The organism is Hydrogenophaga taeniospiralis CCUG 15921 (assembly GCF_001592305.1).
GTDB classification, from domain to species: Bacteria; Pseudomonadota; Gammaproteobacteria; order Burkholderiales; family Burkholderiaceae_C; genus Hydrogenophaga; species Hydrogenophaga taeniospiralis.
Window position 1 is genome coordinate 271,439 of record NZ_BCWR01000004.1, and the last position, 17,864, is coordinate 289,302.

19 protein-coding genes are annotated in these 17,864 nt (G+C 68.4%); 6 read left to right on the top strand and 13 right to left on the bottom strand.

Annotated features, from left to right (window positions below; all coding sequences use genetic code 11):
- Position 1: 1 nt before the first annotated feature.
- On the bottom strand, positions 2 to 1,354 hold the full coding sequence (locus HTA01S_RS05225; protein WP_068167520.1) for a DUF1329 domain-containing protein: 1,353 nt from the start codon (positions 1,352 to 1,354) through the stop codon (positions 2 to 4).
- A 14-nt stretch (positions 1,355 to 1,368) separates the two neighbouring features.
- Positions 1,369 to 3,033 carry a DUF1302 domain-containing protein gene (locus tag HTA01S_RS05230; RefSeq protein WP_068167521.1) on the bottom strand — a complete coding sequence of 555 codons (1,665 nt, stop codon included), beginning with the start codon at positions 3,031 to 3,033 and terminating at the stop codon, positions 1,369 to 1,371.
- A 214-nt stretch (positions 3,034 to 3,247) separates the two neighbouring features.
- Here HTA01S_RS05230 and HTA01S_RS05235 point away from each other — a divergent pair, with 214 nt between their 5' ends.
- Positions 3,248 to 4,198 (top strand): LysR family transcriptional regulator, encoded by a 951-nt coding sequence (locus HTA01S_RS05235; protein ID WP_068167522.1) that lies wholly within the window; start codon positions 3,248 to 3,250, stop codon positions 4,196 to 4,198.
- Here the strand turns inward: HTA01S_RS05235 and HTA01S_RS05240 are convergent.
- Positions 4,162 to 4,374, bottom strand: a complete 213-nt coding sequence (locus HTA01S_RS05240; RefSeq protein ID WP_068167523.1) for a hypothetical protein — start codon at positions 4,372 to 4,374, stop codon at positions 4,162 to 4,164. The genes HTA01S_RS05235 and HTA01S_RS05240 overlap by 37 nt on opposite strands.
- A 261-nt stretch (positions 4,375 to 4,635) precedes the next feature.
- On the opposite strand from HTA01S_RS05240, the gene HTA01S_RS05245 reads away from it, so the two are divergent.
- The 3 genes from HTA01S_RS05245 (at position 4,636) to HTA01S_RS05255 (ending at position 7,078) form a co-directional block, all read left to right on the top strand.
- Positions 4,636 to 4,878 (top strand): hypothetical protein, encoded by a 243-nt coding sequence (locus HTA01S_RS05245; protein ID WP_068167524.1) that lies wholly within the window; start codon positions 4,636 to 4,638, stop codon positions 4,876 to 4,878.
- Between the two features lie 126 nt (positions 4,879 to 5,004).
- A complete protein-coding gene (locus tag HTA01S_RS25120; protein ID WP_157571978.1) occupies positions 5,005 to 5,820 on the top strand; it encodes a hypothetical protein in 816 nt (271 codons plus the stop codon).
- Positions 5,821 to 6,028: 208 nt separating this feature from the next.
- Complete coding sequence (locus tag HTA01S_RS05255) at positions 6,029 to 7,078, top strand: hypothetical protein (RefSeq protein WP_068167525.1); 1,050 nt, start codon at positions 6,029 to 6,031, stop codon at positions 7,076 to 7,078.
- Between the two features lie 28 nt (positions 7,079 to 7,106).
- Here HTA01S_RS05255 and HTA01S_RS05260 read toward each other — a convergent pair whose 3' ends face one another.
- Positions 7,107 to 7,697 (bottom strand): hypothetical protein, encoded by a 591-nt coding sequence (locus HTA01S_RS05260; protein ID WP_068167526.1) that lies wholly within the window; start codon positions 7,695 to 7,697, stop codon positions 7,107 to 7,109.
- 44 nt (positions 7,698 to 7,741) lie between these two features.
- Here HTA01S_RS05260 and HTA01S_RS05265 point away from each other — a divergent pair, with 44 nt between their 5' ends.
- Positions 7,742 to 7,984, top strand: a complete 243-nt coding sequence (locus tag HTA01S_RS05265) for a hypothetical protein (protein WP_068167527.1) — start codon at positions 7,742 to 7,744, stop codon at positions 7,982 to 7,984.
- Here the strand turns inward: HTA01S_RS05265 and HTA01S_RS05270 are convergent.
- The 8 genes from HTA01S_RS05270 to argS all read right to left on the bottom strand — a co-directional run bounded on the left by HTA01S_RS05270 (position 7,959) and on the right by argS (position 16,338).
- Positions 7,959 to 8,396: a putative toxin-antitoxin system toxin component, PIN family gene (locus tag HTA01S_RS05270; protein WP_068167528.1), complete on the bottom strand. Its 438-nt coding sequence runs from the start codon at positions 8,394 to 8,396 to the stop codon at positions 7,959 to 7,961. The genes HTA01S_RS05265 and HTA01S_RS05270 overlap by 26 nt on opposite strands.
- Before the next feature lie 74 nt (positions 8,397 to 8,470).
- Entirely contained in the window at positions 8,471 to 9,778 is a 1,308-nt protein-coding gene (locus HTA01S_RS05275) for a THUMP domain-containing class I SAM-dependent RNA methyltransferase (protein ID WP_068168121.1), read from the bottom strand.
- A gap of 138 nt (positions 9,779 to 9,916) precedes the next feature.
- Complete coding sequence (gene rpoN / locus HTA01S_RS05280) at positions 9,917 to 11,581, bottom strand: RNA polymerase factor sigma-54 (RefSeq protein ID WP_068167529.1); 1,665 nt, start codon at positions 11,579 to 11,581, stop codon at positions 9,917 to 9,919.
- Positions 11,582 to 11,664: 83 nt separating this feature from the next.
- Complete coding sequence (lptB, locus tag HTA01S_RS05285; protein ID WP_068168124.1) at positions 11,665 to 12,414, bottom strand: LPS export ABC transporter ATP-binding protein; 750 nt, start codon at positions 12,412 to 12,414, stop codon at positions 11,665 to 11,667.
- A 32-nt stretch (positions 12,415 to 12,446) separates the two neighbouring features.
- Positions 12,447 to 13,091: a lipopolysaccharide transport periplasmic protein LptA gene (gene lptA / locus HTA01S_RS05290; RefSeq protein WP_068167530.1), complete on the bottom strand. Its 645-nt coding sequence runs from the start codon at positions 13,089 to 13,091 to the stop codon at positions 12,447 to 12,449.
- A gap of 136 nt (positions 13,092 to 13,227) precedes the next feature.
- Positions 13,228 to 13,863 carry a thiol:disulfide interchange protein DsbA/DsbL gene (locus HTA01S_RS05295; protein ID WP_068167531.1) on the bottom strand — a complete coding sequence of 212 codons (636 nt, stop codon included), beginning with the start codon at positions 13,861 to 13,863 and terminating at the stop codon, positions 13,228 to 13,230.
- A gap of 85 nt (positions 13,864 to 13,948) precedes the next feature.
- Positions 13,949 to 14,650: an SPOR domain-containing protein gene (locus tag HTA01S_RS05300; RefSeq protein WP_068167532.1), complete on the bottom strand. Its 702-nt coding sequence runs from the start codon at positions 14,648 to 14,650 to the stop codon at positions 13,949 to 13,951.
- Positions 14,651 to 14,664: 14 nt separating this feature from the next.
- Entirely contained in the window at positions 14,665 to 16,338 is a 1,674-nt protein-coding gene (argS, locus tag HTA01S_RS05305) for an arginine--tRNA ligase (protein WP_068167533.1), read from the bottom strand.
- A 123-nt stretch (positions 16,339 to 16,461) separates the two neighbouring features.
- Here argS and HTA01S_RS05310 point away from each other — a divergent pair, with 123 nt between their 5' ends.
- Positions 16,462 to 16,896 carry a PsiF family protein gene (locus HTA01S_RS05310; RefSeq protein ID WP_084235864.1) on the top strand — a complete coding sequence of 145 codons (435 nt, stop codon included), beginning with the start codon at positions 16,462 to 16,464 and terminating at the stop codon, positions 16,894 to 16,896.
- On the opposite strand, the gene HTA01S_RS05315 is transcribed toward HTA01S_RS05310, so the two are convergent.
- Entirely contained in the window at positions 16,886 to 17,836 is a 951-nt protein-coding gene (locus HTA01S_RS05315) for an HTH-type transcriptional regulator ArgP (protein ID WP_068167534.1), read from the bottom strand. The genes HTA01S_RS05310 and HTA01S_RS05315 overlap by 11 nt on opposite strands.
- Positions 17,837 to 17,864: the final 28 nt, after the last annotated feature.

The window sequence follows — 17,864 nt, forward strand, 5'->3', positions numbered from 1 at the left end:
CTCAGCGCACGCCGTCGCCGGCCATGGCGTCGGGCGTGAAGTAACTGTCCGGACGGCGCGGCACGATCTTGTAGTGCTGGTTGCGCTCGTTGACCACGCCGCTGGCGTACCAGGCGCCCGAGATCAGGTCGTTGAAACCCCACTGCTGCTGCGGCGTGGTGGCCGGCAGATCGGGCATCACCACCGGGTGCGACCAGATGGTCTTCCACAGCTGGCCCTTGGCATCCCAGCGGTCGCCCAGCACGGCCACCCAGGTGTCTTCGTCCACGTAGTAGCGGCTCTTGGGCGCCTGGTGGCGCTGGCCAGCTTTCAGCGTGGCCTCGACCACGTACACGCGGTGCAGCTCCCAGCGCACATGGTCCGGGTTGAGGTGGTTGGCCAGCAGCACGTCGCTGTCCTTGGCCGGGGTGTGCAGGCGGTTGCTGTTGTAGGGAATCAGCATTTCCTGCTTGCCCACGAGCTTCCAGTCGAAGCGGTCGTTGCGGCCGGCAAAGACGTCAACCTCGTCAAAGCTGGCCACGCCGGCGGTGGCGGGGGTGGGCGTGTCGCAGCAGGCGTTGGGCAGCTTGCGCACGCGGCGCTGGCCGGTCAGGTAGACCCAGGACGAGCTCTTGTCCTGGTCGAGGTTCAGGACCCCGGTGATGGCTTCGCCGGCCCGCACCGGCGGGCCGCTGTTGACCAGGCGGATCGCCCAGTACCCGCCATTGAATTTGTCGGCCTCGCCGTTGGCGTAGTACGGCATCTGGAAGTCGCCCCGGCCCTCGACCGACAGCACACGCTGGCCACTGGCCGTGCCGAGGTAGCCCCGGAAGTCGGCCTGCCAGGCCTCGCCGCGCCAGTGCAGCTCGTGGTTGGCCATGACCTCTTCACCGGTCTTGGGGATCGGGAACGGAATGCCGCCGAAGGCGCCGGCGACGACGCCGCCGTCGATCTTCGCGCTGGTGGCGTTCTTGAAGGTGTTGTCGTAGACCCATTGCGGCGCGGCCGCGGTGCGATGGGTCTTGTAGACATCGACGCGGAAGGTCTGCGGGTACTTCTTGAGCAGGGCCTGGGTGCCCTCGGTCAGCTTGGCCGCGTGCTCGGCCATGTTGGCGGCGGTGATGCTGTAGAGCGGCTTCTCGCTCGCAAACGGGTCGCCGCGGCGGCCACCGTTCTTGAAGCCGGGAATCGCGGTGGTGTAGCCCCCGGTCCAGGCCGGGATGCTGCCGTCCTTGTTGCCGGCGCGCTCGGCGCCCAGGGGGGTCAGGTCGGTCTTGAGGCGCGCGGCCTCCTGGGCGGTCACGCCGGCGTGGGCGGCGGTCGTGGCCACCAGGGCGCACAACAGCGCCGGGGCCCAATGGGACATGTGTTTCATGGGGGTCTCCTCGGTCAGAAAGTGGTGCGCAGCGACACGGTCAGGTAGTTCCGGTCTTTCAGTGCCTGCTGGTACACGGCGTTGTTGTTGGCGTCGAGCGTGGGCGCGGCCTTACCCAGGAAATGCACGTAGTTCACGCCCAGGTTCCAGGACCCGAGGTAGACCGCATTCAGGCCCAGGCTGATGTCGCCGCCGCCGTCGACGCCGAAGCCCGGCCCGACGGCCGAAGACTTGCCCTTGGCGTAGCCCAGGCCGATGCTGGGCGAGAGATCCAGGCCAGGCAGCACCTGGCGGTAGGTCGGCGAAAAGACCATGCGCATGCCAAGCGCCGATTTGTCGGCATTGGGGTTGAGCATGTGCTCGTTGCGCGTGACTTTCAGCCGCGTGTTCCACGCCACTTCACCCACGAACGACGACTCTCTCGACAGGAAAGACGGCCCGAGCGATGCAATCCACGAGACCTGCGCATGTGCCGTCTCGCCCACGGCGTAGCCGGGGTTGCTGTTGTTGTTCAGTCCCGCGTTGACACCGATGGTCGAGAGCGTGCTCTGCCCTGAGCTGGCCAGTGGCGTGTTCTGGCGCACCGAGACCTCGCCGGCCCAACCCCACTCACCCACCGACTTGGCAAAGCTGGCGCCGAAGGCGCGCACGCCCTCGTGGTACATCCAGCGGTAGCTGCTGGGCATCACGGCGGGGGGCACACCCGTGAGCACGGTGTTGATGTTGCTGGGCGTGGTGGCGTGGTAGCGGATGGCGTAGAGACCGAAGTCGGTGTCGAGCGACGGCGCACGGAACCGCAGCTGCACACCGCCCTGCCCGCTGTCCTTGGCGTCCAGGTCGGGCTGGCGCTCGAAGCTGGCCGTGGGGCCGGCCAGGATGCGCTCGGCGCCGGGGCCGAGCGAGTCGCTGCTCGAGAGGTAGGCGCCCGCCGGCATCAGGCGGGTCTTCTCCCATTCGTAGGCGAGGTAGGCGCCCAGGGACACGTCGGGCGTCAGCTGCACCTGGCCGGAGAGCTTGCCGGTGGGCATGGCGACCTCTTTGAAGGTGGCGTTGGGCACCGACAGCAGCTTGATCAGGTCCAGCGGCGCCTGGCCGCCCGCGATGCCGTTGGCACCGAAAAACAGGCTCTCGCCCCAGAGCAGGGTATGGCGGCCCAGCCGCGCCGAGGCCGGGCGCTCGCCCAGATCGAACTTGCCGTAGACGAAGGCGTCGAGCAGCTCGGCCTTGCGGCCCATGAGGTCGCGGGTCTCGGGCGCGAACGCCGTGCCCGGCCGGTGGTTGGCGGTGAAGCCGGTGTTGTCGGTCTTGCCGTTGTAGACGCTGTCGTACCAGGCCGCGCCACTGAGGCGGGCGCCGTAGCCCGGGCCGGCGAGGTCCAGCTCGGTCAGCAGGTCCAGCCGGTTGGAGACCAGGCCCTTTTTGAAGTTGTTGTCGCCGTCGTCCTGGTTGACGGTCAGCGGCATCTGCGCGGACAGCGTGGGCGACGCGCTCTTGAGGCGCTGCATCAGGCTGTACTTGACGGTGTTGTCCCAGCGCAGGGTCCAGTCGGGGTTGCCGGTGTCGATCTCGATCGCCGAGGCCGACTGGGCCGTCAACAGCGCCAGAAATAGGCAGGAAAACGCGGGGCGTGCGGCGGACCTGCGCGCAGGGGCTTTTCGGGCATTCGCTCGAACGGGCATGGCTTGTCTCCTTGTAGGTGTGGGGTCCTCGTCGATCCAGGCAACTTGATCCAGATCAGACGAGCCGCGACTTTAGGGAGAAGGACATGCCCTGGGAAATGGGTTGTGCGAATCCTTTCCATCGGCTTTTGAAATATCAGGGCAAACCCTAGAACCCTGTGGACCCCGCCCGCCACCTCGCCAAGGCTGATGCACACTAGCAGCCGACCCCGCCATGCGATTCAAGAAACTCGACCTCAACCTGCTCGTTGCGCTGGACGCCCTGCTGACCGAAAAGAACGTCACGCGGGCCGGCGAGCGCGTGTTCCTCAGCCAGTCCACCATGAGCAACGCGCTCTCGCGGTTGCGCCAGTATTTCGACGACGAGCTGCTGGTGCAGGTGGGGGGTCGCATGGAGCTGACGCCGCGTGCCGAGCTGCTGCACGAGGCGGTGCGCGATGTGCTGGTGCGCATCGACACGACGGTGGCCGCGCGACCCGCCTTCGACCCGACGGCATCGGACCGCGAGTTCACGCTGTTTGTCTCGGACTACTCGATGGAGGTGCTGGTGCCGGGCATGCTGGCGCTGACCAGCCAGCGCGGCAGCCGGGCACGTTTCAACCTCAAGCCCCAGGTGAACCAGCCCCACCGCCACCTGGAGCGCGGCGAGGCCGACCTGCTGATCATTCCGGAGAACTTCTGTTCGCCGGACCATCCGCTGGACCAACTGTTCGACGACCGCTTCGTGTGTGTGGTGTGGCGGGAGAGCCCGCTGGCGCTGGGTAGCCTGACGATGGAGCGCTACATGATGGCGCGCCACGTATCGATGCGCCCGCCCGATGGCAGTCTGCCGGTGTTCGACACCTGGCTGGCCAACGACCACGGGCTGACCCGCGAGATCGGACTCACCACCTACAGCTTCAGCGCGATGCCCTATCTGGTGGTCGGCACCGACCTGATCGCCACCGTGCATTCGCGACTCGCCAGCAAGCTTCAGGGCCTGCTGCCCATCGAGATACGGCCTGTGCCGATGCCGATGAAAACCCTCCACCAGGCCATGCAGTGGCACAAGTACCGCAGCCGCGATCCGGGCCTGATCTGGCTGCGCGACCTGCTGCGAGAAGCCGCCGACCAACTGCCCTCAGCCGCTCACGAGTCCAGCACGATCACGCCTTCAGCCACGTAGCGCTTGAAGTCGATCAAGGGCATGGCCGCCGAGCCGTGGGTTTCTTCGTCGACCCAGCTCAGCGTGACGTCGTTGGCCCCCATTTCCAGCGTCACCGGGCCGCGGCGGATCACGATGTTCGGGCCATCGCCTTCGCGGTATTCCACCGTGCCAACAATGCGTGCGGTCTGTGTCATGAGGTTCCTCCGGGTGACACCCTCAGCATCGCCAACAGACCCCACCCGGTCGGTGCGTTGCCGCACATACAGGCCCTGAAACAAAAGGGGAAGACGTCCGTTCGCGAGGCGTCCGCGGGAGGAGAGCAAGCGCTCTCGGTTTTGTGTGTGTTTTCGCACAGACGCATCACACCGCGCCCCCTAGTCTGCAATCCGGTCGGCATTTCCCGGCTGGATTCATCAACCCCCTGCCCTGTGCAGTCACGCTGAAGGAAACCCATCATGAAGGCAACACAATTCGTCACCACCTCCTTGTCCGCCCTGGCCATCGTCGGTGCGGTCAGTCTGGCCTACGCCCAGTCCACCCCGGGCCCGGCTGAGGCCCAGACGCCCGCGACCGAAGCGCAGCCCATGACGCCGCCTGCGGACACGACGACCACGCCGGCCGCCACCCCCGCAGCGCCGGACACCACCGCGCCCGAAACCGGCATGACCGAACCCATGGTGCGCGCCGACCGCAACTGATGCCCTGGGGCCGAAGCGGGCCGATCCCCATCGGTGGCCCGCTTCGACCCGGCGCCGCCCCGGCGAAGACATCCCCGGGGTGGCGTTGCTGAAGGCTCCATGCCATGCGGCTTTCGGGGTGACACCATGAACGTCCACACCCATCCAGATTCCCCATCCGAACCACGGGACGCGACCCGCCTGTTCCGTATCGAAGACATCCGGCGCGGCGCGCTGGTCGGCATCGCCGCGCTGGCGCTGCTGCTGCCGCCACACCACCGGACGCCGTTGCAGGGACCGGCCGTGGCCAGTGCCGCCAGCGGCCAGCCCCCTCGCCTGCCCGATCTGGGCAGCGCCGCCGCCTCCGACGACACCCGCCTGCTCGCCCACTGGGTGGTCGAGACCGGCGACAACGCCGGCATGGCCTTCGTCGTGATCGACAAGAAAGCGGCCCAGCTCTACCTGTTCGACGCGGCGGCGCGATTGAGCGCCTCCACGCCGGTGCTGCTGGGCTCGGCCCAGGGCGACGACACGGTGCCCGGCATCGGTCTGCGGCCCATCGAAGACGTGCGCCCCGAAGAGCGCACCACACCCGCGGGGCGCTTCCTGGGCATCCGTGGACGCAACCACACCGGCGAAGACGTGGTGTGGGTGGACCACGAGGCCGCCGTCTCCATGCACCGGGTGCGCACCACGCAGCCCCGCGAGCGCCGGCTGGAGCGCCTGGCCTCGAACTCGGTGGCCGACAAGCGCATTTCCTACGGCTGCATCAACGTGCCGGCGGCGTTTTTCGACGCGCACATCGCCCCCACCTTCGCCACCCGCCGCGCCGTGATCTACGTGCTGCCGGAACAGAAATCGCTGCCGCAGGTGTTTGGCGCGCACCCCCGACTGATGGCCGCCGACCACCCGCCCGCTTCGGCGTCCCACGCCGGCCTGCCCGGGGTGCCCCGGCCGCTCTGACGGGGCCCCCGCGGCGGGGCCCGATCCGCTATCGTTCCATCCTCGGACGTCCGCAGCCTCCCGGGAGCGCGCGAACACGTTCCGAAGCGATGGGACCCACATGCTCAATGCCACAACGGATCACCCCCGGTCCACCCCGACCCTCCGGAGGGCCCGGGCCTCACAAACCCAGCGGTCGCATGTGGGTGCAGCTCCCACACCCACACCCATGCGCACCGGGCTGGGCCTGGGGGCGCTCATGGCGGGGCTGATGCTGTGGAGCGGCACGCCCGCGCGCGCCGCGGACCCGGTTGCCTGTCCGGTGCGCCAGCCGCCCGAGCTGGCCGCGCTGGACCGTGTCCACCAAGCCGATGAGTTCCGGATCTTCTACACCCTGCGCGGGCCCCATGCCTTGCGCCACACCCAGGATGCGGACGGCAACGGCGTGCCCGATGCAGTGGAGGACGCCGCCCGCCAGCTGATCTCGGCACGGCGCATATTCGTCGAGGCGATCGGCCTCGCGCATCCCCTGCAGCAGCCCCGCTACCGCGCACGAGCGCAGGGCATCGACGTCCACCTGCTGGCCATTGGGCCGGCGGACGCGGTGTCGCACGGCCGGGCCTACGACGAGGTCCGGCAGTACGCCCACGGCGCCGATGGGCCCACGGCGCGCTGCGCGCTGCGCATCGACCTGGACACCCGCTGGAGCCCCCCGAATCAGACCCCGGCCCACGAACTGTTCCACCTGTTTCAGAACGGCTACACCCCGTTCAAGGTGGGCTGGTTCACCGAAGGCACCGCACGCTGGGCCGAGTCGGCGCTGGGTCCGGACACCGATACCGCCCGAGCCCTGCCGGTCACGCCTGCCGCGCTCAGCGCCCTGTGGGCCTCGTCCTACCAGGCCGGGGCGTTCTGGAACCGGTTGACGCGTTTGCTAGACCCGGCCGGCGAGATGCCGGTGCCCGACACCCTGCCGGCCATGCGCTATGCGGATGGCCGGCCCGTACTCGAAGACCCTCGCCTGCACGGCGCGGCGTTCATGAAAGTCCTGCTCGAAGCGCTGGCGCTGGAAGGCGACCGCGTGTCACGCCAGAACGGCTGGCAGCCCTACGACTGGCGCGAGTCTGACCAGAAATCCCACCAGCACGATGCCGCCTTGTGGGCCACAGTGACCGGTGTGGTGGAGCGCTTCCCGATGAACACACCCGAACTCGCTCGGCTGCTGGATCTGTCCGCAAGCCCGAGCCCTGGAGATCGGGTCGCAGCGCCCTCCCGTTGACCGGCGCCCCTCGCACGGGACTGGGCGCTCATCGCACGACGGAAGTGCAGGTGCCGCTGTCGATGGCCACCGAGAAGGCGAAGTATTGCCGCGGCACGCCGCCCACATGGGGGAGCGGCACCCACCAGAGCAGCCATTCGCTGTTGGACCGGCGGACCTCCACCGGAACGCCCCGCAGCGAGCAGGCCCCCACCACCACGTCCGCACTGTGAACGCGGGGGGCCCAGTTGGCAGACCAGGCCGAGTACCGCCTGTAGCACGCCGCGTAATCCGCCTGCGGGGTTTGGACCGCGGCCCCCGGGTCACCACGGCGCTCGCAGTTGCCGATGGAAGCGTCCGGGTGAACCGCCAGGATGTAGCCCTGTGGCTCGACAGACTGCGCCATCGCGAGCACACCGCCGGCGCGGTCGCGCAACGTCAGGCGCACGTGGTGCGGACTGTCGTACAGGACATTCGCCGACTTCAGCGCGTGGTCGTTCACCTGCAGATGAAGACTGGCGTGTCCGAGCGCGTGCCAATACCCCCAGGCCAGAACCAGCGAGCCGCCGACAACGGCGCCCAGAAACAACTTCGTCAGACGGTGCATGGTGATGATCGTGTCGCAGACGGTGGCAACCACGCCAGTATGGACCCGCGCCTGGCCCGGCCCGCTACCATGCCGCCATGACCGACAACGCCTTCACGCTCCAGCCCCTGAACGACACCGCCTGCGCGGTACTGGACGCGCAGGGCCGGCATGTGGGCAACCTCAAACGCATCGGCGCGGTGTGGAAATTCAAGGCCGTGGGCTATACGGCGCGGGGAGAGCTGGTCCCCGGCGGCGGGCCGCTGACCGAGCGGCACAACACGGTGTTTGCCGATCCGCTGGACGCGGCAGAGATCAGCGCGACACTGCATCCGGGCTGAGGGCGCCCGGCCACTGGCGGCTCACACGCACGCCCAGTCTGTCCAGCCGCCGGGCCATCGAGAGCACGTGGGCGTCCTTGCTCAGCAGCGCCGCGCCGTGGGCCACGGCCAGGTCGATGAATTTCTGGTCGTCGGCGTCTTTGCAGGTGTAGGGCGCTTTGGATGCGTCGGACACGATCTGCACGCGCCGGTCGAACGCGGCCAGCACCTCGCCGGCGGGCAAGGCGCGGGCGGCCAGGCGTTTGACGATCTGCGGATAGGCCAGCACGCGCGCGAGTTCCTCGCGCATCGCGTCCGTGGCCAGCCAGACCGTGCGTGGCTCGGCGAGCGCCGCGCGCAGGGGCTCGGTGGCCGGGTCTTCGTAGACCCACAGGTCGAGCACGATGTTGGTGTCGAGCACCAGCACGTCCATGGGCATCGCTCAGCGTCCCGCTTCCCGCACCACCGCAGCGAAGGGCCTTGAGCGCGTCGCGCGGCGGGGTGGGTTCATGTCCTGCGCGCCACGAGGTCGAAGCGGAACAGCCGGCACTCGATGGGGCCGTTCCACAGTGGCACGCGGCGCGATTCCTTGAAACGCATCTTGCCCGGCAGCTTGAGGTCGGGCGTGAGCAGCCAGGCGCTCCAGCCGGCGTAGTGGCTCTTCCAGTGGGCCGCGAGCTGCTGGAAGAACTCGCTGCCGTCGCCGCCATCGGCCATCTGCGCGCTCTCGCGGCCCAGCCGCGAGGCCTGCGGGTCCGCACGGCCCTGGCCGACGCTGAAGGTGCGCGGCGCCTGGCGCAGCGCGCGCGCACTGGCGTTTTCACCCGCCACGCCGGCGGCGGCGATGCGCTCGCCATACGGCGGGTTGAGCAGCATCACGCCGGGTTTCTGGCTGGGCGGCATGCGCTGCAGGGCGTCGCCGCCGCGCAGCTCCAGCGCCTGGGCCACGCCGGCGCGCTCGGCGTTGCGCTGCGCGAAGTCCACCATGCGGAACGACACGTCGCTGCCGAAGACGATGGGGGCGTGGCCCACCGGCCACTCGCGCTGCTGGCGCACGGCGTCGTCCTTGATGGCCTGCCACACGTGGGCCTGGAACGGCAGCATCTTTTCAAACGCAAAACGGCGCAGCAGGCCGGGCGGAATGTTCAGCGCGATCTGCGCGGCTTCGATCACCACCGTACCGCTGCCACAGCAGGGGTCGTAGAGCGGGGGAATGTCGTCGAGCGGCTGGTCGGCGCAGGCGTCCCAGCCGGTGGCGGCGATCATGGCGGCGGCCAGGGTTTCCTTCAGCGGCGCGTCGCCCTTGTCTTCGCGCCAGCCGCGCTTGAACAGCGGCTCGCCCGAGGTGTCGATGTAGAGCGTGACGCTGTCGGTGGTGAGGTGGGCGTAGATGCGCACGTCGGGCCAGGTGGTGTCCACGCTGGGGCGCTCGCCGCGTTTGGCGCGGAAGCGGTCGCAGATGGCGTCCTTGATCTTGAGCGCGGCGAAATTGAGCGAGGTCAGCGGGCTGTGCTGGGCGGTGATCTCGACCTTGATGGTCTGCGCCGGGGTGAACCAGATTTCCCAGGCCACCTCGCCCGCGGCGTTGTACAGGTCGTTTTCGTTGCGGTACTCGCCGTGCCAGAGCTGCACCAGGACGCGCTGGGTCAGGCGGCTGTGCAGGTTCAGGCGCATGGCGTCACGCCACGAGGCCTGCACACCCACGCCACCACGCGCCTTGAAGGCCAGCGGCTCGTTGGTGATGCGCTGCACCTCGGCGGCGAGAAAGTCCTCGACGCCGGCGGCGCAGGGGAGGAAGAGTTTGAGTTGGTTCATGGCAATTTCGAAGTGCGGTGCCGAAAAAAGATCGTCGAAGCCAGCGGCGGCGCCCCACCTCCAGCACATGCCGCGGAACCGGCTTCGCCGGGCCGCTGGCATGGCCCCCTGGGGGGTGACGCGCAGCGGCGCGGGGGGTTACAAAGCTTTTCGCAGGTTCGCCGGCGCGATGCGCAAGGCCTCGCGGTACTTGGCCACGGTGCGGCGTGCGCACTCGATGCCTTGTTCGCGCAGCAGGTCGGAGAGCTGGTTGTCCGACAGTGGTTTGCCCGGCTCTTCGGAGGCGATGAACTGCTTGAGCAGCGCGCGCACCGCGGTGCTCGACGCGTTGCCGCCGGTTTCGGTGCCGAGCGAGGAGCCGAAGAAATACTTCAACTCGTAGGTGCCGAAGGGCGTGGCCATGTACTTGGCGGTGGTCACGCGACTGATGGTGGATTCGTGCAGGCCGAGTTCGTCGGCGATCTCGCGCAGCACCAGCGGGCGCATGGCGAGTTCGCCGTGCATGAAGAAGTTGCGCTGGCGCTCGACGATGGCCGAGGACACGCGCAGGATGGTGTCGAAACGCTGCTGGATGTTCTTGATGAACCAGCGCGCTTCCTGCAGCCGCTGCTGCATGGCGGCGTGGCCGGCTTCGCCGCCGTTGTCGCGGCCGCCCCGGTTTTGCCGCATGGCATTGGCGTAGACGTCGTGCACGCGCAGGCGCGGCATGACCTCGGCGTTGAGCTGAACCTTGAAGCCCCGCCCGGCGCGGGTGACGATGACGTCGGGCACGACCACGTTGCGCTCGACATCGACGAAGCGGCGCCCGGGCTTGGGCTCCAGCCGGGCGATCAACGACAGGCCGGCGCGCACCATCGCTTCGTCCAGGCCACACAGGTTGCACAGGCGCTTGATGTCGCGCTTGGCCATGAGCTCCAGCGGCTGGCTGCAGATGGCCAGCGCGGCCCGCGCCTCGGCGCTGTTGCGCAACTCCAGGATCTGCAGCCGCAGGCATTCGCCCAGATCGCGCGCGCCCACGCCCGAAGGCTCCATGTGCTGCAGCAGCTGCAGCGCCACGCCCAGGCGCTGTTCGAGCGCTTCGCGCTCTTCCAGTTGGTCCTGCGGATCGAACGGCGCCCCCGGCGGGGCCGAGAGCCGCAACCAGGCGCTGGCCAGGTCGGACAGGCCTTCTTCCAGGTAACCGTCGTCGTTGAGCGACTCGATCAGGAAATACAGCGCGGCGCTGTCCTCGTCGCTCAGGCGCAGGCAGCGGGCCTGGTCGTGCAGGTGGTCCTGCAGGCTGACGGGCACGCGCGCGAGGTCGGCGGCACTAGCGGTCTCGTCGTCGTCACCCGACGAGTTGTTGTTGCGCGGCGGCGCGTCACCGCCCCACTCGCTGTCGTCGGGTGCCATCTCGACCGTGCCGTCGCCTTCCCAGCTCTCCTCCATTGGCGTGGCGCCATCGAGACGGCTCTCCAGCGCCTCGCCGTCAGCCCCCTCGCCGCCGTCGGCCGACGACACGGTGGACGACGCAGGCGACAGCGGGCCGTCGAATTCGGTGGCCGGTGGCAGGTCGCTGGCCGCCGCCACCGTCGCCTCGGCAATCTGCTCGCCCGCGCTCACCGGCGTGTCGATCTGCTCCAGACCAAAAGCCTCGCGCTCGGCGATCTCTTCGGTGCGCTCCAGAAACGGGTTCTCGTCGAGCATCTGCTCGACCTCCTGCGCCATCTCCAGCGTGGACAGCTGCAGCAGACGGATCGACTGCTGCAACTGGGGCGTGAGCGCCAGATGCTGGGAGACGCGCAGCGACAGGCCTTGTTTCATGCGTCAGGCCGGCAAGACAAGAAGACACAGGCCCGGCGAGCGGGTCGGGCCGGCGGGCACGAGACACACGGGCGTCCCATGCATCACATCCTGAAGTGCTCGCCGAGGTACACCCGGCGCACTTCGGCGTTCTCCACGATCTCGGCCGTGGTGCCGCTGGCGAGCACCTGTCCGTCGCTGATGATGTAGGCGTGATCGCAGATACCCAGGGTCTCGCGCACGTTGTGGTCGGTGATCAGCACACCGATGCCACGCGATTTCAGGAAGCCGATGATGTGCTGGATCTCGATCACGGCGATCGGGTCGATACCGGCAAACGGTTCGTCCAGCAGGATGAAGCGCGGCCGGGTGGCCAGCGCCCGGGCAATCTCCACCCGACGCCGCTCCCCGCCGGAGAGCGAGGGTGCGGGCGAGTCGCGCAGGTGGTCCACCCGCAGGTCCTTGAGCAGTTCGTCGAGCCGGCGCGTGATCTCGGTGGTGGACAGGGGCTTGCCATCCTGGTCGCGCTGCAACTCCAGCACGGCCCGCACGTTCTGCTCCACCGTGAGCTTGCGAAAGATGGAGGCTTCCTGCGGCAGGTAGCCCAGCCCCAGCCGGGCCCGCCGGTGGATGGGCAGTGCCTCGATGCGTTGCCCGTCCAGCAGGATCTCGCCGCCGTCGGCGCGCAGCAACCCGACGATCATGTAGAACGAGGTGGTCTTGCCCGCGCCGTTGGGGCCCAGCAGCCCCACCACTTCCCCCTTGTTCACCGTGAGCGAAACGCTCTTGACCACCTTGCGGCTGCCGTAGGCCTTCTGCAATCCGTGCACCTCCAGCTGGCTGCGCACGGCCATGGGGGCGGACGCTTCGCCCAAACCTGCTGCTGTCACTTGTTTTTCTCGTTGAGCTGTTCGCTGGGACGCAGCTTGGCCGGGTCGGCCGGCGCGGCGGGTTGGGCCGGCGCTTTCTCGGCGTCGGGGATCGGCGTGAGCATGGCGCGCACCCGGCCCGAGGGATTGGACGCCGTGCGGTTGCCCGCGCCGCCCTTGACGGTGAAGACCTCGGTGCGGCTGTTGTAGGTGATCTGGTTGCCCACGCTCTCGTCGTTGAGCAGGGTCCCACGGTAGCGGCGCAGCACGGCGCTGCCGGTGAAGACCACCGTCTCGGCCTGGCTGTCGTACTCGATGTGCTCGCCCTCGCCCTCGATCCATTCCTCCAGCGCCTCGCGCTTCTGACGGAAGAACCCGGGTTTGGCCGCCGTGCCGTACAGGTTGCCGAACTGGTTGCCCTGCGGATCCTGCCGGACATCCATCTTCGCGCCCCGCATCACGATGGTGCCCTTGGTGATGACCACGTTGCCGGTGAACACACTGCTCTGCCGGGCATCGTCGTAGCGCAACGCATCCGCCTCGATGTTCATCGGCTTGTCCTTGTCGGCCAGCTCCGCGTGAGCGGTAGCAACCAGCAACAGACCAAGGGCCGCGGTGATGAAGCGCGAAAGCAATCGGAGGGCAAAGGTGTTTTGAGGCATGGCTTTCCAGGGGCACAAATCTTGCATTCATTGTAGCGGCGCAAACTCCGCCCGCAGGCACTTCACCGGACTTTGTCGCGGCCCGGAAAACACAAGGCCCGCCGAAGCGGGCCTGGATTGCGCCGCTGCGGGCCCCTCAGGACTTGCGCGCCTGGGCGATCAGGCTGTCGGCGATCAGCAGGGTGCGCGGTCCTTGGCCGCTCACGTAGAAACGGCCCGCCACACCCAGCGCGGGCGTACCTTCCACCATATAGGCTTCCTGCAGCGCGGTGGCCTCCCGGGACTGCTGGATCGCGGCACCGTTGTAGATGGCCGCGAACTTGGCCTTGTCGACGCCCTGCTTTTCGATCCAGGCGGCAATCGCCGGGGGCGTGGTCAGGGGCAGGCGCTCCTCGTGCACGGCCTGGAACACCTTGTGGTGCAGCTTGTCCACCAGTCCCATGGCTTCCAGCGTGAAATACAGGCGCTGCATCGGGACAAAGGCCGGGCTGAACGCCACAGGCATGCGCCGCACCGTCACGTGGGCCGGCTTCTTGCCGATCCAGTCGTTGAACACAGGCTCGAAATTGAAGCAGTGGATGCAGCTGTAGGCAAAGAACTCCACCACCTCCACCTGCCCCGGCGGGCTGACCACGGGCGCGGGTTTGCTCAGGCGCAGGTAGTCGGTGCCTTCCTTGAAGCCGATGCGCTGGGCCAGCGCAGGACGGAGGGCCCCGGCGGCGCTCAGGGCACCAGCGCTCAGGAGGGTACGGGAAAAATCGCGGCGTTGCATGAAATCGGACTCCTTGTATGGGCCTGCTTGGGGCTGGTCTGGCGGAAAAAAGTTCCGCAGCACCGCCCCTCCCGGCTCCGGGTTCTCAGCGTTGCACGCGCACCAGGGCCGCGGCAACACCATTGGCTTCGAGCTGCTCACGCGTGGCGTCGGCCATGGCCTTCTGCGCAAACGGCCCCACGCGCACCCGGTACACCGTCTGCCCGGACTGCTCGCGCTCACTGACGTCGGCGGCCATGCCCAACATGGCCAGCCGGGCGCGCTGCGCATCGGCCTCGTCGGGGTTCCTGAACGCCCCGGCCTGCACGAAATACAGGAAACCGTCGGCCGTGGCCGGGCTTTGGGTACCGCTGGCGGGAGCCGCTGCGGTGGGAGCAGCAGGCGCTGCGGGGGCGCTCTCGGCCGCCGGTCGCGAACGCAACAGATCGCCGATGGGGTCTGCCTGCGGTTGGGCGGCTGGCGCAGGCGCTTTCGGAGCAGCGGCCGGCGGCAGCGGCTTGCCATCGGCCGGGGGCACCACGATGGCCCCGGCTTCGTTGCCCGCGCCGGGCAAGGGAGCGGGTTTGCCGCCCAGCACCGCGTTCGGGTTCCAGCCCTTGTTGCGCTCGGCTTCCGCCGCATCCTGCGCCGGTTTGCGCGACACCCCGCGGTCCACGAAGGGCATGGGCACCTTGGTGACGTAGATCGCCACGGCCAGCGCGCCGGCCAGCCCCACCAGCACCCCGATCACGAAGCCGATGAGGGTCCCGCCCACGTGTGAGCGGGCGGAAGGAGAACGGGTTTTCATACGGGCTTTCGTCATCACATCTTCTGCGGGGCACTCACGCCCAGCACCTTCAAACCATTGTGCAGCACCTGCGCGGTGGCCGCGACGAGGGCCAAGCGGGCTTTTTTCACCGCCTCGTCGTCCACCAGGATGCGCTCGGCGTCGTAGTAGCTGTGGTAGCTGGCGGCCAGTTCGCGCAGGTAGAAGGTGACGTCGTGCGGCGCGAAATCGCGCGCGGCATCGGCCAGCATGGCGGGGTACTTGGCCAGCAACAGCATCAGCGCCTGCGCGGCCGGGCTGTCGAGTGCCGACAGGTCCACGTCTTTCAGCGAGGCCACGTCGCCGCCCCAGGCGGCGAGCACCGAGCAGATGCGCGCATGCGCGTACTGCACGTAGTAGACCGGGTTGTCGTTGTTCTTCTGCACCGCCAGATCCACGTCAAACGTGTATTCGGTGTCGGGTTTTCGGCTGAGCAGGAAGAAGCGCACCGCGTCTTTCGAGGTCCATTCGATCAGGTCGCGCAGCGTGACGTAGCTGCCGGCGCGCTTGCTGATCTTGACCTCTTCGCCCCCGCGCACCACGCGCACCATGGTGTGCAGCACGTAGTCGGGGTAGCCCTGAGGAATGCCGACGTTCGCGGCCTGCAGGCCGGCGCGCACGCGGGCGATGGTGCCGTGGTGGTCGGTGCCCTGGATGTTGATCACCTTGGTGAAACCGCGCTCCCATTTGCTGATGTGGTAGGCCACGTCGGGCACGAAGTAGGTGTAGGAACCATCGCCCTTGCGCATGACGCGGTCCTTGTCGTCACCGTAGTCGGTGGACTTGAGCCACAGCGCACCGTCGTGCTCGTAGGTCTTGCCGGCCTCGCGCAGCTTCTGCACCGTGGCGTCCACCTTGCCGCTGGTGTAGAGGCTGGACTCGAGGTAGTAGTGGTCGAACTTGACGGCGAAGGCCTGCAGGTCGAGGTCCTGCTCGTGGCGCAGGTAGGCCACGGCGAAGAGGCGGATGTCGTCGAGCGCGTCCACGTCGCCACTGGCGGTGAAGTCGCGGTCGTCGGCGTGCACCGTCTTTTTCGCCAGGTAGTCGTTGGCGATGTCCTGGATGTAGTCGCCGTTGTAGGCGGCCTCGGGCCATTCGGGATCGCCCGGCTTGAAGCCCTTGGCGCGCAGCTGGGTGCTGGTGGCAAGCGTGCCGATCTGCACGCCGGCGTCGTTGTAATAGAACTCGCGGTGCACGTCCCAGCCCTGGGTCTGGTACAGGCTGCAGATCGCGTCACCGAGCGCGGCTTGGCGACCGTGGCCCACGTGCAGCGGGCCGGTGGGGTTGGCCGAGACGAATTCGACCATCAGGCGCTGACCGTTGGGCGGAACCACCCCGAAGCCCTCGCCGGCCTGCAGCACCTCGCGCACGATCTGCTGCTTGGCCTCGGGCTTGAGGCGGATGTTGATGAAGCCGGGCCCGGCGATGTCGATGTCGGACACCCAGCGCTGGTACACCGGCTGCGCCAGCAGGGCCGCGCGCAGGGTGTCGGCGAGCTGGCGCGGGTTGAGCTTGAGCGGTTTGGCCAGCTGCATGGCGGCGGTGCAGGCGAAGTCGCCGTGCGCGGCCACCTTGGGCGACTCGAAGGCGGCGCGGCTGCCCGCACCAGGAGAGAGCAGTTCCAGCTCGGCGGCGAGGCCGCCCAGCAGTTCGTGTTTGACAGAGAGCATGGGGCGGGATTTTACGGGGGCGGGCGGCGGCGCCACGGCCGGCCCATTGCGGTATGGTCGCTCCACCCGCGGGCGGGCACTGTTTGCCCATGGCCGTGGCCCACCTTTTCACAAGGAGTTTTCATGAAACCGCTGTTGCCCCTGTTGACCCTGGCCTGTGTCCTGACCCTGGGCGTGGCCCATGCCGCCGACGAACCGGCGCCCACCGCCCAGCAAAACCGCATGGTCACCTGCAACCAGGACGCCGGCGACCGGGCCTTGCAAGGCGAGGCGCGCAAAACCTTCATGAAGGCCTGCCTCAGCGGGCAGACCGTGCCCGCGACCCGCCAGCAGATCCGCATGATCGACTGCAACCGGCAGGCACAGGAGAAGGCGCTCAAAGGAGACGAGCGTCAGGCGTTCATGAAGACCTGCCTGAGCGCCGCCGCGCCGACCGAGGCCGCCGCGACCCCCGACACCCCGCAGACCCGGATGACCCGCTGCAACGCCGACGCGACCGCCCAGTCGCTCCGGGGCGATGAACGCAAGAAGTTCATGAGCGAGTGCCTCAAGGGCTGAGGCGCTGAACGGCGCCGTCAGGCCGCCAGGGAGTGGCCAGCGGCGACAGGCTGGTCCGCGCCGCCGCCTTGACCGCCTGGGTCAGGCGCTGCGCGCTGAGCGGTTCGCGCGCCCAATGCTGCCAGTACAGCGCCACGTCCACCGTCGATCCGGGCAGCACTTCCTGCAGCCGCGGGCGGCCCGCGAGGTGGTGCTCGGGCACCATGCCCCAGCCCAGCCCCAGTTCGATGGCGGTCTCGAAGGCGTCCACGGCGGGCGCGAAATGGCGCGGATAGTTGGGCTGGCGCAGGCCGAAATGCTGTTCCAGAAAGCTGTCCTGCAGCGCGTCCTTGCGGTTGAAGATGATGGCCGGCAGGGCCAGCAACTGGTGTGGCGAGACCTCGCCCTGCGGCGTGGTGCAGCGCTGCACCACCTCGGGCGCGGCCACGCAGCGGTAGCGCATCACGCCCAGCGGCTCGGCCACGCAGCCGCGCATGGGTTCGGCCAGGGTGGTCACGCAACCGATCACGTCGCCGCTCTTGAGCGCGTCGTGGGTGTGGTCCTGGTCGTCGATCATGATGTCGAGCAGCAGGCGGTGGCGCTGCAGCATGGCCGCCACCCCGGGCAGGAACCAGCTCGCCACCGAGTCGGCGTTGATCGCCACGCTCAGGCTCTGCCAGCGCGCGCCGTCGCGGGTGCCCGGGCCGCCGGTGCGCAGGCCGTCCAGCAGATCGGCCTCCATCAGCCGCAACTGTTTCACGTGCCCGAGCAAGGCCTGCCCGGCCGGCGTGGCCCGCACCTGTTTGCCACGCACCAGCAGACGCTGACCCAGGGCATCTTCCAGCGCCTTGATGCGCAGGGACACGGCGGCCAGGGTCAGGTGCAGGGAGGCCGCGGCCGCGCTGAAACTGCCGTGCTCGATCACGGCGGTCAGGGCCTCCAGTTGTCGGGCGTCGAGCATATGTTGGAAAAGTTCAACCGAACCGGGT

What these genes read in the sequence shown, in the direction of transcription:
- HTA01S_RS05225 (WP_068167520.1), bottom strand. Translation starts at nt 1,354, where the DNA reads ATGAAACACATGTCCCATTGGGCCCCGGCGCTGTTGTGCGCCCTGGTG.
- HTA01S_RS05230 (WP_068167521.1), bottom strand. Translation starts at nt 3,033, where the DNA reads ATGCCCGTTCGAGCGAATGCCCGAAAAGCCCCTGCGCGCAGGTCCGCC.
- HTA01S_RS05235 (WP_068167522.1), top strand. Translation starts at nt 3,248, where the DNA reads ATGCGATTCAAGAAACTCGACCTCAACCTGCTCGTTGCGCTGGACGCC.
- HTA01S_RS05240 (WP_068167523.1), bottom strand. Translation starts at nt 4,374, where the DNA reads ATGACACAGACCGCACGCATTGTTGGCACGGTGGAATACCGCGAAGGC.
- HTA01S_RS05245 (WP_068167524.1), top strand. Translation starts at nt 4,636, where the DNA reads ATGAAGGCAACACAATTCGTCACCACCTCCTTGTCCGCCCTGGCCATC.
- HTA01S_RS25120 (WP_157571978.1), top strand. Translation starts at nt 5,005, where the DNA reads ATGAACGTCCACACCCATCCAGATTCCCCATCCGAACCACGGGACGCG.
- HTA01S_RS05255 (WP_068167525.1), top strand. Translation starts at nt 6,029, where the DNA reads ATGCGCACCGGGCTGGGCCTGGGGGCGCTCATGGCGGGGCTGATGCTG.
- HTA01S_RS05265 (WP_068167527.1), top strand. Translation starts at nt 7,742, where the DNA reads ATGACCGACAACGCCTTCACGCTCCAGCCCCTGAACGACACCGCCTGC.
- HTA01S_RS05270 (WP_068167528.1), bottom strand. Translation starts at nt 8,396, where the DNA reads ATGGACGTGCTGGTGCTCGACACCAACATCGTGCTCGACCTGTGGGTC.
- HTA01S_RS05275 (WP_068168121.1), bottom strand. Translation starts at nt 9,778, where the DNA reads ATGAACCAACTCAAACTCTTCCTCCCCTGCGCCGCCGGCGTCGAGGAC.
- rpoN (WP_068167529.1), bottom strand. Translation starts at nt 11,581, where the DNA reads ATGAAACAAGGCCTGTCGCTGCGCGTCTCCCAGCATCTGGCGCTCACG.
- lptB (WP_068168124.1), bottom strand. Translation starts at nt 12,414, where the DNA reads ATGGCCGTGCGCAGCCAGCTGGAGGTGCACGGATTGCAGAAGGCCTAC.
- lptA (WP_068167530.1), bottom strand. Translation starts at nt 13,091, where the DNA reads ATGCCTCAAAACACCTTTGCCCTCCGATTGCTTTCGCGCTTCATCACC.
- HTA01S_RS05295 (WP_068167531.1), bottom strand. Translation starts at nt 13,863, where the DNA reads ATGCAACGCCGCGATTTTTCCCGTACCCTCCTGAGCGCTGGTGCCCTG.
- HTA01S_RS05300 (WP_068167532.1), bottom strand. Translation starts at nt 14,650, where the DNA reads ATGAAAACCCGTTCTCCTTCCGCCCGCTCACACGTGGGCGGGACCCTC.
- argS (WP_068167533.1), bottom strand. Translation starts at nt 16,338, where the DNA reads ATGCTCTCTGTCAAACACGAACTGCTGGGCGGCCTCGCCGCCGAGCTG.
- HTA01S_RS05310 (WP_084235864.1), top strand. Translation starts at nt 16,462, where the DNA reads ATGAAACCGCTGTTGCCCCTGTTGACCCTGGCCTGTGTCCTGACCCTG.
- HTA01S_RS05315 (WP_068167534.1), bottom strand. Translation starts at nt 17,836, where the DNA reads ATGCTCGACGCCCGACAACTGGAGGCCCTGACCGCCGTGATCGAGCAC.